14 protein-coding genes and 1 pseudogene are annotated in these 15,566 nt (G+C 58.4%); 9 read left to right on the forward strand and 6 right to left on the reverse strand.

Annotated features, from left to right (window positions below):
- The 5 genes and pseudogenes from BM029_RS12020 to BM029_RS12040 form a co-directional block, all read right to left on the reverse strand.
- Window positions 1-692, reverse strand: a pseudogene (locus BM029_RS12020) (NAD(P)(+) transhydrogenase (Re/Si-specific) subunit alpha); the annotation flags it as partial.
- 102 nt (window positions 693-794) lie between these two features.
- Window positions 795-1,589 (reverse strand): TauD/TfdA dioxygenase family protein, encoded by a 795-nt coding sequence (locus BM029_RS12025; RefSeq protein WP_092436298.1) that lies wholly within the window; start codon window positions 1,587-1,589, stop codon window positions 795-797.
- A gap of 35 nt (window positions 1,590-1,624) precedes the next feature.
- On the reverse strand, window positions 1,625-2,596 hold the full coding sequence (locus tag BM029_RS12030; protein ID WP_092436300.1) for a zinc-binding dehydrogenase: 972 nt from the start codon (window positions 2,594-2,596) through the stop codon (window positions 1,625-1,627).
- Between the two features lie 40 nt (window positions 2,597-2,636).
- Window positions 2,637-3,002, reverse strand: a complete 366-nt coding sequence (locus BM029_RS12035) for a hypothetical protein (RefSeq protein ID WP_092436301.1) — start codon at window positions 3,000-3,002, stop codon at window positions 2,637-2,639.
- Window positions 2,999-3,454: a hypothetical protein gene (locus tag BM029_RS12040; protein WP_092436303.1), complete on the reverse strand. Its 456-nt coding sequence runs from the start codon at window positions 3,452-3,454 to the stop codon at window positions 2,999-3,001. Before BM029_RS12040 ends, BM029_RS12035 begins: the two co-directional genes overlap by 4 nt.
- 214 nt (window positions 3,455-3,668) lie before the next feature.
- On the opposite strand from BM029_RS12040, the gene BM029_RS12045 reads away from it, so the two are divergent.
- The 8 genes from BM029_RS12045 to BM029_RS12070 all read left to right on the forward strand — a co-directional run bounded on the left by BM029_RS12045 (window position 3,669) and on the right by BM029_RS12070 (window position 13,027).
- Window positions 3,669-3,968 carry a UxaA family hydrolase gene (locus tag BM029_RS12045; RefSeq protein WP_092436305.1) on the forward strand — a complete coding sequence of 100 codons (300 nt, stop codon included), beginning with the start codon at window positions 3,669-3,671 and terminating at the stop codon, window positions 3,966-3,968.
- A complete protein-coding gene (locus BM029_RS12050; RefSeq protein WP_092436307.1) occupies window positions 3,965-5,116 on the forward strand; it encodes a UxaA family hydrolase in 1,152 nt (383 codons plus the stop codon). The genes BM029_RS12045 and BM029_RS12050 overlap by 4 nt, the downstream gene beginning before the upstream one ends.
- Window positions 5,117-5,182: 66 nt before the next feature.
- Window positions 5,183-8,752 (forward strand): indolepyruvate ferredoxin oxidoreductase family protein, encoded by a 3,570-nt coding sequence (locus BM029_RS12055; RefSeq protein ID WP_092436309.1) that lies wholly within the window; start codon window positions 5,183-5,185, stop codon window positions 8,750-8,752.
- 301 nt (window positions 8,753-9,053) lie between these two features.
- Window positions 9,054-10,118 carry a porin gene (locus BM029_RS12060; RefSeq protein ID WP_092436311.1) on the forward strand — a complete coding sequence of 355 codons (1,065 nt, stop codon included), beginning with the start codon at window positions 9,054-9,056 and terminating at the stop codon, window positions 10,116-10,118.
- A gap of 124 nt (window positions 10,119-10,242) precedes the next feature.
- Window positions 10,243-11,394, forward strand: coding sequence for a bifunctional 2-methylcitrate synthase/citrate synthase (gene prpC, locus BM029_RS12065; protein ID WP_092436313.1), 1,152 nt, complete (start codon window positions 10,243-10,245; stop codon window positions 11,392-11,394).
- 4 nt (window positions 11,395-11,398) lie between these two features.
- The gene (locus BM029_RS25900) at window positions 11,399-11,545 is read left to right on the forward strand and encodes a hypothetical protein (RefSeq protein ID WP_170851057.1); all 147 of its coding nucleotides are present in this window, start codon (window positions 11,399-11,401) and stop codon (window positions 11,543-11,545) included.
- Window positions 11,542-11,949 carry a recombinase family protein gene (locus BM029_RS25620; RefSeq protein WP_139217239.1) on the forward strand — a complete coding sequence of 136 codons (408 nt, stop codon included), beginning with the start codon at window positions 11,542-11,544 and terminating at the stop codon, window positions 11,947-11,949. The genes BM029_RS25900 and BM029_RS25620 overlap by 4 nt, the downstream gene beginning before the upstream one ends.
- A gap of 82 nt (window positions 11,950-12,031) precedes the next feature.
- Window positions 12,032-13,027, forward strand: coding sequence for an NADPH:quinone reductase (locus BM029_RS12070; RefSeq protein WP_244545019.1), 996 nt, complete (start codon window positions 12,032-12,034; stop codon window positions 13,025-13,027).
- Window positions 13,028-13,104: 77 nt separating this feature from the next.
- Here the strand turns inward: BM029_RS12070 and BM029_RS12075 are convergent, their stop codons facing one another.
- Window positions 13,105-14,046: a LysR family transcriptional regulator gene (locus BM029_RS12075; RefSeq protein ID WP_092436447.1), complete on the reverse strand. Its 942-nt coding sequence runs from the start codon at window positions 14,044-14,046 to the stop codon at window positions 13,105-13,107.
- Window positions 14,047-14,237: 191 nt separating this feature from the next.
- On the opposite strand from BM029_RS12075, the gene BM029_RS12080 reads away from it, so the two are divergent.
- The gene (locus tag BM029_RS12080; protein ID WP_092436317.1) at window positions 14,238-15,467 is read left to right on the forward strand and encodes an ABC transporter substrate-binding protein; all 1,230 of its coding nucleotides are present in this window, start codon (window positions 14,238-14,240) and stop codon (window positions 15,465-15,467) included.
- Window positions 15,468-15,566: the final 99 nt, after the last annotated feature.

Here is a 15,566-nt window from a genome sequence, read left to right on the forward strand (position 1 = left end):
GCATAACCGCCAACACCTTGGGCGATTTCCCGTTCTTCATCCGTAATGAAAGGCACATCCAGGAATTTCGCGCCCAGCGATTCGATCTGTTCCTTCACCGCAGGCCGCACATCAGAGGCCTCGATGACTGCGCCAAGACGCTTGGCAGTGGCGATCGCTTGCAAACCGGCAACGCCCGCGCCCATGATCAACATGCGCGCCGCCTTGACGGTACCGGCGGCGGTCATCAGCATCGGCATGAAGCGCTGATACGTGTTGGCCGCCATCAGCACCGCTTTGTAACCTGCAATGTTGGCTTGCGACGACAACACATCCATCGATTGCGCGCGTGAGGTACGCGGCGCCGCTTCGAGGGAAAACGCGGTCAGGCCATGATTTGCCATCCGTGTAATATTCTCGGCATCAAAAGGATTCAGCATGCCGATCACGGCCGTGCCGTTGCTAAGTAGCGCATATTCCTCCGCGCCCGGCGCGCGCACCTTCAGCACCATGCCGGCCCCGAACGATTCGGCAGCGCTCCCAATGGAGGCGCCGGCAGCGCTGTAGGCCTCGTCCGGAATGCTTGCGGCCATACCTGCTCCGGACTGGACAATGACGTCGTGCTTGCCCGCCACCAGTTTTTTTACTGTCTCCGGGGTGGCGGCTACGCGCGTCTCACCCGCTCGAGTTTCGGTTGGAATACCTATTTTCATCTGTTCTTCCCTGTTGTCCCAAATAGCTTTCACACCTTCCCACAGCGCCCAGCAGCGGCCGCAAACATGTCGGGCCGCTTGCTGCGCGCAGTGACCCGCCGCTTAGACCGGAACTTCGCCCAGCAGCGTGATGCGATTCAGACAGCGGTCTGCCTCGCCGTAGTCGTGCACGGCGTAGTGCATGGTGCAGCGGTTGTCCCAGATCACCACATCGCCCACTTGCCACATGTGGCGGTATATATTGTCTGGTGCGGTGGAGTGTTCATACAGGAAGTTGAGTAACGGGCGGCTCTCGGCTACGGTCATGCCTTCGATCTGCTGGGCCGTATCAGGATGGCCGACATACAGAGCCTTGCGCTTGGTTTCGGGGTGGGTGCGCACGATCGGGTGGACGGCCTCTGGCACCTCGTCGATGCCGCGCATCCTGGCCAGCCGTAGTCCGGTGAAACGCGCACGCAAGCCTTCGAGCATGGCTTGCATAGCTGGCGACAAGCGGTCATAGGACAGGTACTGGTTGCACCACATGGTGTCCCCGCCATGCGGCACCACTACCGCCGAGAGGATGGAAATCTTGGGCGGCACCTTGGTATAGATCGAGTCGGAGTGCCAGGCCTCGGTCGAAGCAGTCGCCTTCGGGATCTTGGTTACCTGGATCAGACCCGGATAGCCTGGCACAGAAGGGTCGAGCGGATTGTTTTGCGCCGGGGTGCCCCACAGCTTGGCAAAGGCGATGTGCGCATCGGGCTTCAAGTGTTGACCACGCCAGACTAGAACGCCCTTGGTGACGAGGGCCTGATGCAGCACCGCGAATTCTTCGGGAGTGATGGGTTGATTCAGGTCGGCGCCTTCAATCAGCGCACCAACCGAGCCAGTGAGGGGGGTAATCGTGATGCTCATGCATGTCTCCTAGTTATAGTGGTTATGGAGGTGATTCAGTCGACCACGAGGACGATTTTTCCGATGTGTTCATCGCGCTTCATGTAGGCATGCGCCTCCAGGACCGAGGTCAGCGGGAAGGTTCGGTCGATTGGCAGCTTCAGCTTGCCCGCATCGAGCAGCGGCAGCAGATCGCGCGCGCAGGCCTGGATGCATTCCAGGCGCTCGGCCTCGGAACGGGTGCGAAAGGTGACGCCGATCAGCTTGAGGCGTTTTAACCATAGCGTGGACAGGTCGATCTGCGCGGTGGCCGAGCCGAGCCGCGCGATATTGACCAGGCGCCCCCGCACCGCCAGGGACTGCATATTCGCCTCGAACACGGGGCCGCCGACGGTATCGATGATCACGTCGACGCCGCGCTGATCGGTGGCCGCCATCACGGCATCGACGTGGGAACCGAGCGAAGCGTCGATGCCGATGTCGACCCCGAACTGGGCCAGCTTGCGCAGTTTGTCGGCCGAGCGCGACATCGCCATCACAGGCGTGGCGCCGATGGCCTTGGCAATCTGAATGGCCGCCAGTGCTACGCCGCCGGAGGCGCCGTTGATCAGGATCGACTCGCCTGCCTTCAACTGTCCATTGCTGATCACCGCGTCGTGGGCGGTAATGAATACGTTCGGGAAGGTGGCGGCGTCGACCCAGGACAGGTCGGCCGGCACTCGCATCACGGCCAGCGGATCGGCAAGCACATACTCTGCCTGGCAACCTTTACCTTGCCCCATCACCCGGTCACCTTGTTGCCAGGTGACGACGCCTTCGCCGACTTCCGCCACTTCGCCGGCAAATTCCACGCCGGCCGTGATCGTATTGCCAGAGAGCATTTCGCGGGCTTGATTAATCTCACCGCGGTTAAGGCCGGTTGCCCGGACCCGGACCAGGATTTGTCCGGCACCGACGACCGGAGTAGGGATGTCCTGCACCTCGACTATGCCGCCTTCAGCGGATGGTATGACACGTACTGCTTTCACTGTTCTCTCCTTATGGTTTGCTACGGTACTGCGTTGTTGTTCAGGTTCTTGTGCTGACCGCCGAGCGGATCTGCGCCAGCAATGCAAGCGCACGTTCTCCGGCGTGTTCGCCGCCATGCCAGTTGCCGCGAACAAAAGGTGGACGCAGGTCTTCAATCGCTGCCAACGCGCGCAGCCGAGCGCCATCGGCGATGCACAGACGACGGAATTCGTTCACCGTCAGTAAATAACTGTGGAATATGTCGATGGCCGGCGCCGTTGCACCGGCGACATGCAGCGCCGCGTTCAGCCAATGGGTACCTGCCAGCATCGCCGCTTCGATGCGCATTTCATGATCGGCCGGTCCGCATTTTTCCAGCGAGCGCTCGATGCGTTGGGCCATCTCGATATGTTGTTCGATGTTCATGCCCGTCCCTCCGTTAGGCAGGTTGCCAGCAACTGCAGGCAGCGCCGCAGGGCGGCGTCGCATTCCGCGGCAATGGCCTGCGTCGGCTGCAATCCCTCCCGAAGGCAGGGGTCGCGGTAGTGCTCAATGATTTCCATCTGATGCATCATCGCAGCGACATCTTCCGACACCGGCACCTCGACTTTCGGACGGCCGACATGCAGTACATCGCCCAGTGGTCGAAACGCCGCTAGCAGTGTGCCATCGGCTTGCGGCACCAGATAGGCGCCAGGCTGGGTGGCGAACGCTTCCTCGGCCACGGTGGCGCCGCTTTGGTGTAGTGCGGCGTTGACTGCATGGGTTCCGGCCGTCATGCCGGCCCAAAACCACAGTTCAAAATCCTCGAGTGGATCGAGGCGGGAGCGCAACGCCTCCAGTCGTTCGATCTTGTCCATGTGTTGGAGCACCTTCATGTTCGCCTTTCGTTGGTTTGGCGGCGCAGTCATACCGCACCGCAATGAGCTAAAGATAGTCCCGGGTATTTCCTTTGTCAAGAACTTCTATATAGGTCTTTTTTTATAGATGTATAAAAAACGCACGAAACTGCAGAAAAATCACACATTTACCTTGACGCATCACGAGAATTATATATACAGTGGTAATCACACCTACATAGGAGTTACAAAAATGCCACGTGCCATTGTATTAAATGAAAGCGACAATCTGGCCACCCTGATCGATTCTGGCGTGGCCGGCGACGTCTGCCGCCTGCAGGGTGAAGCAAGCGGCGAGGTGCGGTTGCTGCAAGACATTCCCTTCGGTCACAAGCTGTGCATCGTCGATACGCCCAAGGACGCAAATATCCTGAAATACGGGCAGGTCATCGGGCGCGCCAGTCAAGCGGTAAAAGTGGGCGAGCACATGCATATGCACAACATCGAGTCCGCCCGCGCTCGCGGCGACTTATCAAAGGAGGCAAGCAAATGACAACATTTCTGGGCTATCGCCGTGAAAACGGCACAATCGGCGTGCGCAATTGGGTTGCGGTAGTTTCGGTGATGGATAACTGCAATCCAGCCACCCGCGCCATCGTGCAGGCCGTCAATGGCTGCATACCGGTCACCACCTTGTTCGTGCGAGGCCAGTTCGGCGCCGATCTGGATTTCACCTTCGAGTCCATCGCCGGCCTGGGGCGCAATCCGAATATCGCTGCCGTGCTGCTGGTCGGTCTCGAGGCGCAGTCGACCGAAGCGGTGGCGCGCCGCATCCGCAGCACCGGCAAGCCGGTCGAGACTGTTCATCTGCAGCCCGATGGCAGCATCAATTGCATTGCGGAGGGCTCGCGCAAGGCAGCAAAGCTGGTTTTGCAGGCGTCGCGCGCCAGGCGCGAGGCATGCCCGGTATCGGAACTGATCATCGGCGTGGAATGCGGCGGATCTGACACCACGTCCGGCCTGAGCTGCAATCCCGTCATCGGTCGCCTGGCTGACCTGGTGGTCGCGGAGGGCGGTACCGTCATCATTTCCGAGACCTCTGAATTCATCGGTGCCGAACATTTGTTTGCCGCACGCGCGGTCGACGAGACAGTCAAGAGCGCCTTTATCAAGGCGGTGCATGACATGGAAAATACCGCCATTCAGCGTGGAGTTGACATGCGCGAGGACCAGCCTTCGCCTGACAACAAGCGTGGTGGCCTGAGCACCGTTGAGGAAAAAGCACTCGGTGCGCTGGCCAAGTCCGGTACCACCCCACTGGTTGGTGTGTTGTCCTACGGCGAAGCGCCACGCCGCAAAGGCTTGCACTTCATGGATGCGCCGGCGGCAGCGGTGGAGAATCTCACCGCGATGGCCATCAGCGGCTGTCAGCTGGCCTTCTTCGGCACTGGCGTCGGCAATCCGATTGGCAGCATGGTGACTCCGACGGTCAAGATTTGCGGCAACAAGAACACCTTGCTGTCGATGGCCGACAACATCGATTTCGACGTCAGCGGCATCTTCGAGCAGGGGTTGCGCATTGCCGATCTCGGCGACCAGTTATACGCGTATGCGATCGAGGTCGCGTCCGGCACCGTGATCACCAGCGAAGTGCTGGATGTACGGGAAACCGCGATTAGCCGCTTTGAACGCAGCCTCTGATCAGGCCGCACCGATACCGTCCGCGTTACGACCGTTCTCATTCACTCCAGGAAGCGAAACCGTCCCATGAATGCTCCAATTACCAATGCCAGCCGCCAGGCCATTGATGGCGTTACCCTCGACGATAAATATGCCCTCGAGTCGGGCAGCGCCTTTATGAGCGGAGTGCAGGCGCTGGTGCGCCTGCCGCTGCTGCAGCGCAGCCGCGATGCCCTTGCCGGCCACGATACGGCCGGTTTCATTTCCGGTTACCGCGGCTCGCCGCTGGGCAATTACGACCAAGCCCTGTGGGCGGCCAAGAAGCACCTGGAAGCCAAGCAGGTGGTGTTCCAGCCCGGGGTCAACGAAGAACTCGGCGTCACCGCGGTGTGGGGCTCGCAGCAACTCGATTTCTACCCCGAGCACAAGAAACACGATGGCGTGTTCGGCATCTGGTACGGCAAGGGACCGGGTGTCGACCGCAGCGGCGATGCGCTCAAGCATGCCAACCTGGCCGGCACCGCAGCACTGGGCGGCGTGATAGCCCTGGCCGGCGACGATCACCTGTCCAAGAGCAGCACCCTGGCCCACCAGAGCGATCACACCTTCATCGCGTGCGGGCTGCCGGTGTTCATTCCGGCTAATGTCCAGGATATCCTCGACCTCGGCCAGCATGCCTTTGCCATGAGCCGGTTCAGCGGGTTGTGGGCCGGCATGAAGACGGTGCAGGAAGTGGTCGAGTCGGCTTCCGTGGTAGAGGTCGCCGCTGATCGAACGCGCATCGTGCTGCCCGAGGACTTCGAGGGCCCCGAAGGCGGCCTGCACGCGCGCTGGCCGGACGATCCGCTGGCGCAGGAAGCGCGCATGATGGAGTACAAATGGCCGGCCGCGCTAGCCTATGTGCGGGCCAACGGGCTCAACTACAATGTGTTTGCCAGTGCCGCCGACCGGTTGGGCCTGATTGCCAGTGGTAAGGCATACAGCGACACGCGTCAGGCGCTGACGGACCTGGGCCTGGACGAGGCCGGCTGTCGCGCGATCGGCCTGCGCTTGCATAAGGTGAGTGTGGTTTGGCCTCTGGAGCCGACGGCTGTGCGTGCGTTTGCGCAAGGCTTGCGCGAGATCTTGGTGATCGAGGAAAAGCGTCCCGTCATCGAACAGCAGCTCAAGGATGAGCTTTACCACTACCGGGCCGACGACCGTCCTGTGGTGCTGGGCAAGTACGGCGCCCCGGACGGCACGCCGACGGGGGGGGAATGGAGTCATCGCCAGCCCCGCCAGGACTGGTTGCTGCGCGCCAAGGCTGATCTGACACCGGCCTTGATCGCCAAGGCCATCGCCGGCCGTCTGAAGGCGCTGGGGGTGCCGCCCGACGTCGCCGCGCGTATGGACGTGCGACTGGCCGAGATTGACGCCAAGGAGCGCGCGTCCGAGCAGGGCGATAAGCGCCACAGCGACCGCCTGCCGTGGTTCTGCCCGGGCTGCCCGCACAATACCAGTACCGTCGTGCCGGAAGGGTCGCTGGCGATGGCCGGCATCGGCTGCCACGGCATGGTGACCTGGATGGACCGCGCCACCACCTCATGGACTCAGATGGGCGGGGAAGGCGTGCCGTGGATGGGGCAGGCGCCGTTCAGCAAGCGTAAGCACATGTTCGCCAACCTGGGCGATGGCACCTACAACCACTCGGGATCCCTGGCAGTCCGGCAGTCGATCCATGCCGGCGTCAACATCACTTACAAGATCCTCTACAACAGCGCGGTGGCGATGACCGGCGGCCAGCCGGTGGACGGCCAGCTCGACGTGCCCGGATTGATCGGCGAGCTCACTGCGGAAGGCGCCAAACGCATCGTTGTGGTCAGCGACGATATCGACAAGTACGCCGGTGTCGCGCTGGGGACCGGCGTGACGCTGCGCCATCGCGACGACCTCGATGCGGTGCAGCGCGAATTGCGCGAAGTGACAGGCGCCACGGTAATTATCTACGATCAGGCCTGCGCCACCAAGAAACGCCGCGAGCGCAAGCGTGGCACCATGGTCGATCCGGAAAAGCGCGTCATCATCAACGAACTGGTGTGTGAAGGCTGCGGCGACTGTTCGGTCGAAAGCAACTGCCTGGCGGTGCAACCGGTGGAAACTGAGTTTGGCCGTAAGCGCAAGATTAATCAGGACACTTGCAACAAGGATTTCTCCTGCGTCAAGGGCTTTTGCCCGAGCTTTGTCACCGTCGAAGGCGGACAGCTCAAGAAGATGACAGCGGCCGTCAAGCAGGCGCACCCGACGCCAACCAATATCCCCGAGCCGACGCTGCCGTCAGCCACGCCGGCGCGCCGTATTGTGGTCGCCGGGGTGGGTGGCACCGGCGTCGTCACCATCGGCCAGGTGCTCGGCATGGCCGCGCATCTGGAAGGCAAGACGGTGATCACGCAAGATGCCACCGGCATGGCGCAAATGGGTGGCGCAACCTGGAGTCATATCCAGATCGCCGACCAGCCCGAAAACTTGCACGCGAGCCGGGTGGATCTCGGCATGGCCGATCTGGTGATCGCCTGCGACGGCGTGGTCGGTGCCGGCAAGACAACCCTGGCCATGATGTTCCCGCAGCGCACCTACGTTGTGCTGAACAGCAACGTGACGCCGACGGCGGCGATCGTGCGCAACCCCGACTGGAACGCTAGCTCGGAGAGCCATGCGGACGCCATTGCCGACATCATCGGCCGAGGCCGGCTCGGCATCGTTGACGCGGCACAGGTCGCCACTCAGCTGATGGGGCAATCGATCTTCGCCAACTTGCTGATGCTCGGTTATGCCTGGCAAAAGGGGCAGGTGCCGCTGTCGCACGCCAGCTTGATGCGCGCCATAGCACTGAACGGCGTTCAGGTAAGGGCCAACCAGGAGGCGTTCGAGTGGGGGCGGCAATGCGCCCACGATCCGGCCAGCGTCACGCTCGCAGCCACGCCGGCGCAAGCAATCACGCTGTTGCGCCCGTCAACACTGACGCAGATGCTCAGCAAGCGAGTCGATTTCCTGCGCGACTACCAGAATGCGGCGTATGCCGAGCAGTACAAGCGCTTCGTGGACAAGGTTCAGGCCGCCGAGGCACCTTTTGCTGGTAGCAGGTTGAGCAAGGAAGTGGCGCGGTATCTATTCAAGCTCATGGCGTACAAGGATGAATATGAGGTCGCGCGTTTGCATACCGATGCCGCGTTCACAGCCAAAGTGGAGGATATGTTCGAGGGGAATTATCGGCTGGTGCATCACATGGCGCCGCCGCTGCTGGCCAGGAAGAATGAGAAAGGCGAACTGGTCAAGCGGGCGTACGGTCGCTGGATGCGCGCGGCTATGCACCTGATGGCGAAGTGCAAAGGGCTGCGTGGCACACCGTTCGACCCGCTTGGCTACAGTTCCGAGCGCAAGGAAGAGCGGGCACTGATAGGCGAGTATCAACGCTGTATCGAGGAAATCCTGGTCACCCTGTCGGCGCAGAACCTGGATCTGGCGCTGGAAATTGCGCGGCTGCCGGAAGAAATCCGAGGTTACGGCCACGTCAAGGCGCGCCATCTGGCTGCAGTGCGGGAAAAATGGACCCGGCTGATGGGGCAGTGGCGTGCCACCGCCGGCAAGGAGCAGGCAAGAGGGGCGCGAGTTGCTGCTTAACGCCACTCCATGCCCGGCGGCACGAATGACCGATATGTTCCCGGCGTCGGTCATGGAACAGTTCAAGATTTAAGAGCAGGTGCAGCGGAGTCGGTAGCAAATTTGAGGAAGTCAACGCAGTAACCACTTTCGTCCTCTAAGAGATGCAACATCACGAAGCATTGCGGCATTGCCGACCGATGCAGATGATCACAAGAAGTGCATCCTCCTCTCCCTGCGGGGGAAACGAAGGTGGCAATTAGAAATGCAATATTGCGATAAAAAAGAAAACAAAATAATTACAACTTAGACAGGAGACAAAATGAAGGCGCTTCACGCAATAAGAGCAACAATACTGTTGGGCTCAGTGATGGCATCCACCGCCCTGCACGCGCAAACAAACGTTCAGATATACGGGATTGTCGACGTCGGGGTCGAATATGTAAATAAGGCACGAATAAGCAGTACGGGCACCGCGACCGGAAGCCTGGCTAAAGTGGACTCGGGAAACGCATCTCCTTCGCGCATCGGCTTTCGTGGTCGGGAAGACCTGGGGGATGGATTGGCAGCAGTCTTTGTACTTGAGAACGGCTTTGCGACCGACACTGGTGCTCTTAACAATGGCGGGCGCCTTTTTGGGCGCCAGGCTTATGTTGGTTTGGCAGGAAACTTTGGTGAGGTGCAAGCGGGACGAGAGTTGACACCAATCTATGATTTTGCTCTGACCTTCGACCCTGTGGCTCCCGCACGCTATTCGGCGGGTCTGCTGGATACCGCCTACGTTAGCCGCGCCGACAATGCGCTCAAATACGCCGGGAAATTCGGTGGTTTTACTGCCAGCGCCCAATATAGCTTTGGCTTTGACAGCACTATCGCAAACGGAGGCGAAGTCCCGGGCGCATTCCAGATCGGAAAGGAAATGTCTACAAACGTCAACTATCATTTTGGGAATGTGCTAGCTGGCGTGACGTATGACCGCCAAAATGGTACTTCAGTCGCCACCGAAAAAAATAAGGTTGAGCGGATGGCATTGGGAATAGTCGCTGATTTTACGCCAGTAAAGCTATACGCTGCCTTTCAGAGACGGAACATGGATACGCTAGGAATCGCCACAAGGACGAATTTCTACTGGGTTGCAATGTCATACAACCCCAGTGCCGCAGTGACATTGCTCACGTCAGCATATTTCTTCGATCCTGCCGGCGCGTCAAACAGATCTGCAATGTACACGGCCCTTGGTAGTTATGCACTTTCCAAACGAACCGATATTTATTCACAGGTAGCGCTAATGCGAAATCAGGCACGGGCCGCAGTGGCGCTAGACGGGACCGTCAATCCGGGTGGTAATCAGGCAGGTCTGACGTTCGGGATACGCCATCGGTTCTAATCTTGTTGGCACTGCAAAACAATTGCAGTGCCATTCTGCACTTTGAGAGCGGATGAAAACGGGGAGCTGGGATTCCTAACCATCCCCCCATTACACCTTCTCTTTTCCGTCAGGAGAGTACAAAATGAGTGAAGCACAAGCAGCTTTTTTTTTGCCAAAAAAATCCGTCGCACTGTCCGGCGTGACCGCAGGTAACACTGCACTGTGTTCCGTCGGTAAAACCGGCAACGATCTGCATTACCGTGGTTATGACATCCTGGATATCGCCGACACTTGCGAGTTCGAGGAGATCGCCTATCTGCTGGTGCACGGCAAGTTGCCGACTGCCGCCGAGCTCAAGGGCTACAAGACCAAACTCAAATCCTTGCGCGGCTTGCCGGCCAGCGTCAAAGCCGCGCTGGAAGCGCTGCCTGCCGCATCGCACCCGATGGACGTAATGCGCACCGGCGTCTCGGTGCTGGGCTGCACTCTACCTGAGAAAGATGACCACAATGCGCCGGGTGCACGTGACATCGCTGACCGCCTGATGGCGTCGTTCGGCTCCATGTTGCTGTACTGGTACCACTTCAGCACCAACGGCAAGCGCATCGAAGTCGAAACCGATGACGACTCCATCGGCGGTCATTTCCTGCACCTGCTGCATGGCGTGAAACCGTCGGACTCATGGGTAAAAGCGATGCACGTTTCGCTGATTCTGTATGCGGAACACGAATTCAATGCCTCCACCTTTACCAGTCGTGTGATTGCTGGCACAGGCTCTGATTTTTACTCTGCAATCACCGGCGCAATCGGCGCCTTGCGCGGCCCGAAACACGGCGGCGCGAATGAAGTGGCATTGGAAATCCAGAAGCGTTACGACAATCCGGATGAAGCGGAAACAGACATCAGAAGCCGATTGGATAATAAGGAAGTGGTGATCGGTTTCGGCCATCCGGTCTACACCGTATCCGATCCGCGCAGCAATATCATCAAGGAAGTGGCGCGCAAGTTGTCGGCGGAAGCGGGCTCGACTGCAATGCTCGACATCGCCGAGCGTCTGGAAACAGTGATGTGGGAAGTCAAGAAGATGTTCCCGAACCTGGACTGGCTCTCGGCCGTCTCGTATCACATGATGGGTGTGCCGACTGCGATGTTTACACCGTTGTTTGTGATTTCCCGTACGTCCGGCTGGGCCGCGCACGTGATCGAACAGCGTATCGATAACAAGATCATTCGTCCGTCGGCTAACTATGTCGGCCCGGACGATCTGGCGTTCGTACCCATCGCCCAACGCTAGTCATTTGGTCAGCGTAGATGAGCGCAAGAACCGCTACATCGTCTTGCGCAGGAAGGTCAGCCCGGACGTCCTGCAGTTCGGGTCGATCAAGGACCAAGCCTCACCTCGGTACTGGCAACTTGGCAAGTCGTCCGACGATTCCATCAAATGAAAGCGAAAGATATGAATGCCGGTCAGTTTTTACTTCAGCAGTTGCTCTCATTTTCCGAGACACAGATTCGCAATAATTCTCGGCAAACCTTCAAGAGTGGAGGAGGAAACATCTCCGGTGAGCACGCAGTATTGCCTGCTGAACGTCCTTATTTGCTGAAGTGGATTGCCGACAGGCGGAGTTATGGAGATACTTTCTCATCAATAGCTGCATCATTAAATGCACAAGGGTTGAGAGGAGGAAACGGTGCTCGCTGGTATTCCGCGAGCGTCTACCATTATTTACATCGCCATTCCAGGAAGGCAGCCTCGGCATCTTCCGAAGCGCTGGTCATTTCTACGAACGGCACGACCTTGCCCGCCTGGAAATGCCGATCGACCGGCATGGGACAATCGGAGGTATAACGTGCGCGAAGAAAAGATAGCCGTACAAAGAACTACGCATTAACTGAGACAATGTACATTCTACATTAAATGCCAATAAGTCATGACTAAGGAGATCTATATGCGTGCTGCCTGGTATTCAAAAAATGGTGCAGCCAGTGAAGTACTCGTCGTCGGCGAACTGCCAACGCCGACGCCAGGACGGGGAGAAGTTCGCGTCAGGCTTGCGACGTCGGGTGTCAATCCGTCGGATGTTAAAAAGCGCGGTCGTCCGCTTGACACCGAGCGCATCGTGCCGCATAGCGATGGTGCCGGTGTTATTGATATTGTTGGCGATGGCGTGTCACCCAGCCGGATTGGTGAACGGGTCTGGATCTGGAACGGGCAACATCGACGACCAATGGGCACTGCCGCCGAATATATCGTGCTGCCCGAGGCGCAGGTTATAAGGTTACCGGCCTCGACCGATTTTGCGGCAGCCGCGTGCCTTGGAATCCCCGCACTTACCGCGTTTCAAGCAGTTCACTTGCTGGGAGATATCTCTGGCAAGACCGTGTTGGTGATCGGTGCATCATCCGCCGTCGGCCACTATGCCACGCAGATTGCGGTTCTCGGTGGCGCCAATGTGATTGGCACCGTCGGCTCGCCAGAAAAGGCGATGCATGCCCAAGCTGCGGGCGCTTTCGCAACGATCAACTACAAGCAGGAACCTGTCACAAAGAGGGTCAAAGAACTGAACCTCGGCCGAGGCGTTGATGCCATTATCGACATGGATTTTTCGACCACGGCAAAGTTGATCGGCGAGTCGGTGGTCGCACCGCATGCTACCGTCGTTTCTTACGGCTCGAATAATGCGAACGACATGGAGGTGCCGTTCCGTACTTTGCTGTCTAGCTCGATTAGCCTGCATTTTTTTCTTGTCTACGACCTTAGTCCGACAGATAGACGTATCGCGCTGGATGGTGTTACCGAGTTACTGGCAGGCGGCCGGCTATCCCATTCGATCGGCGCCCGCTTTACGTTAAATGACATTGCTGCGGCACACGAAGCAGTTGAGGGAGGAAAAATAATCGGCAACATTATTCTGGATTTGCATTGATCGGCCAAGCCTGCCTGTAGCAACTCCTGGGATTGATGCGTCGGGACGGTGGTTTCGAAAGGTTAATCGCCGTGAAATCAAGCGTTGGTGATTGTATCTGATGTATCCGAGTAGATCATTTGCCGCGACTCACCCATCAAGAACGCGCGGTTAGGTTCAATCACTTCGCGCAGGTAACGCCAGAGTGCAGCAACCCGCGCCACATTGCGGGTTTCGGTGGCGGCTACCAGCCAGAACGCGCGTTGGATGTCGACCTGGCCATCCAGCACCGGTACCAGGTCATCGCTTTGCTGGGCAAGAAAGCAGGGCAGGATCGCCAGCCCCTGGCCACTGCGGGCTGCAGTGTATTGGGCGATCACGCTGGTGCTGCGAAAGGCGCGGAATGCCGCCGGCGCGACATTGTCCTTGTAGCGGAGCTCTTCGCTGAACACCAGATCGTCAACATAGCCGATGAACGCATGGTTGTTCAAATCCTGCACCGTCTTGATCGGCGCGTGATTTGCCAGGTAAGACGGCGTGGCGTACAACTTCAGCAAATAGTCGGTCAGCTTGGTGACCACATAGTTACCGCTTTGCGGACGTTCGATGGTGACGCCGATGTCGGCTTCGCGCTTGGACAGGTTGACGAAGCGCGGCACCGGCAGCAGGTCGACGGTGATATGCGGATGCCGCGCACAAAAATGCGCCAGGTGCGGCGCCAGCACAAAAGTGCCGAAACCTTCGGTGGCGCCGAGCCGGACTTGTCCCGATAGTAAGCGGTTGTGGCCACTCAATTCTTCTGCAGCAGCATACACCGTGCTTTCAACCCGTTCCGCATATTCGATCAGGCGGTGGCCTTCCGCTGTCAGTGTGTATCCCTGATTGTTGCGTTCGAACAGTTGGCTGCCGACTTGTTCTTCAAAGCGGCGCATGCGGCGCGAGACGGTCGAGTGGTCGATGCCGAGTTTTTTTGCCGCTTCAACCAGCCCCTGGCTGCGCGTCAGCTCCAGGAAGATGCGCAGGTTATCCCAATCCAGCATGGCGTTTGTTGATTTCATCGAGTTCATCGGGGTAATTTTCTTCTCCGTGTTGTGCATAAATGCAAAGCCATTGTGGAATATTGTCTATTGTTCCAATAATAATGCACATGCAGAATGTCTCTACAGAAAATTTTATAAAAATCGATTGTGGGGCGGCATTACATGTCCGCCATGCAAAACAGGAGACAACGATGTTGACAAAGCGCCACCAGCTGCTTGCACGATGTTCTGCCGTGATCTTTTCGTTATCGGGTTTGCTAACCGCAAGCCATGCCTTCGCCCAGGATAGCGACGTCTATAAGGTCGGCATCCTGACCGACATGTCGGGGCCGTATTCGGCGATGGGCGGGCCGGGTTCTGTGGTGGCGGCCAAGATGGCAATCGAGGATTGCATGAAGGCTGAATGCAAGGGCATGAAAATCGAACTGCTCACTGCAGACCATCAGAACAAGGCTGACATCGGCGCCTCCAAGGCACGCGAATGGATCGACCGCGACAAGGTCGACGCTATCGCCGACCTGACCAACTCTTCAGTGTCGCTGGCGGTCCAGCGTTTGGTTCGCGACAAGGGCGGCATCGCCATGTACAGCGGCCCGGCAACCACCGTGCTGACCAACGCGGAATGCGCGCCTGGCGGCTTCCACTGGATGTTCGATACTTACTCGCAAGCGGCCGGGGCCGCAGCCGCATTAACCAAGATGGGGCAGAAATCCTGGTACTTCGTCACCGTCGATTACGCCTTCGGTCAGTCGCTGGAAAAAGATGCCGGCGACGTCGTCAAGAGCCTGGGTGGCACCGTGGTCGGATCGATTCGCCATCCCTTGAACGCCAGCGACCTGTCGTCGTTCCTGTTGCAGGCACAGAGTTCGAAGGCGCAAGTAATCGGCCTGGCCAATGGCGGCCAGGATACTGTCAATGCGATCAAGCAAGCGCGTTCGTTCGGTATCGGCACCAAGAACCAGCGGTTGGCCGCGTTGCTGGTGTTCTTGTCGGATGTGCATGCGCTCGGCCTGAACGATGCGCAAGGCTTGATCTATACCGACGGTTTCTATTGGGATTACGATAACGATACGCGCGCTTTTTCCAAGCGTTTCGAAGCGCTCTATAAAGGCAACAAGCCGACCATGGTACATGCCGGTGTCTATTCCAGCGTCTATCACTATCTGAAAGCGGCGGCCGCTACCAAGTCGCACGACTGGAAAATTGTGGCCCAGAAAATGCGTGAAATCCCTATCCACGACGCCGTCATGCGCAATGCCTCCATCCGTCCGGATGGCCGCGTGATCCATGACATGTATCTGTACCAGGTTAAAACGCCGGCCGAATCGAAAGCGCCTTGGGATTACCTCAAGCTGCTGTCGACGATTCCGGCGCAGCAGGCTTTCAAACCGATGGATGCTTCCTGTCCTTTGGTGAAATAAGGCAAACACAGCAGGGTGTTCTATGCTGTAGATAGAAGCAGTAAAAGTCAGCAAAAACACCCGATTATCTTTTAATTGCAATTGTTATATTGTTGAAGG

This window comes from Collimonas sp. OK607 (assembly GCF_900111995.1).
Lineage (GTDB): Bacteria > Pseudomonadota > Gammaproteobacteria > Burkholderiales > Burkholderiaceae_D > Collimonas.

What these genes read in the sequence shown, in the direction of transcription:
- BM029_RS12025 (WP_092436298.1), bottom strand. Translation starts at nt 1,589, where the DNA reads ATGAGCATCACGATTACCCCCCTCACTGGCTCGGTTGGTGCGCTGATT.
- BM029_RS12035 (WP_092436301.1), bottom strand. Translation starts at nt 3,002, where the DNA reads ATGAACATCGAACAACATATCGAGATGGCCCAACGCATCGAGCGCTCG.
- BM029_RS12040 (WP_092436303.1), bottom strand. Translation starts at nt 3,454, where the DNA reads ATGAAGGTGCTCCAACACATGGACAAGATCGAACGACTGGAGGCGTTG.
- BM029_RS12045 (WP_092436305.1), top strand. Translation starts at nt 3,669, where the DNA reads ATGCCACGTGCCATTGTATTAAATGAAAGCGACAATCTGGCCACCCTG.
- BM029_RS12050 (WP_092436307.1), top strand. Translation starts at nt 3,965, where the DNA reads ATGACAACATTTCTGGGCTATCGCCGTGAAAACGGCACAATCGGCGTG.
- BM029_RS12055 (WP_092436309.1), top strand. Translation starts at nt 5,183, where the DNA reads ATGAATGCTCCAATTACCAATGCCAGCCGCCAGGCCATTGATGGCGTT.
- BM029_RS12060 (WP_092436311.1), top strand. Translation starts at nt 9,054, where the DNA reads ATGAAGGCGCTTCACGCAATAAGAGCAACAATACTGTTGGGCTCAGTG.
- prpC (WP_092436313.1), top strand. Translation starts at nt 10,243, where the DNA reads ATGAGTGAAGCACAAGCAGCTTTTTTTTTGCCAAAAAAATCCGTCGCA.
- BM029_RS25620 (WP_139217239.1), top strand. Translation starts at nt 11,542, where the DNA reads ATGAAAGCGAAAGATATGAATGCCGGTCAGTTTTTACTTCAGCAGTTG.
- BM029_RS12070 (WP_244545019.1), top strand. Translation starts at nt 12,032, where the DNA reads ATGACTAAGGAGATCTATATGCGTGCTGCCTGGTATTCAAAAAATGGT.
- BM029_RS12075 (WP_092436447.1), bottom strand. Translation starts at nt 14,046, where the DNA reads ATGCTGGATTGGGATAACCTGCGCATCTTCCTGGAGCTGACGCGCAGC.
- BM029_RS12080 (WP_092436317.1), top strand. Translation starts at nt 14,238, where the DNA reads ATGTTGACAAAGCGCCACCAGCTGCTTGCACGATGTTCTGCCGTGATC.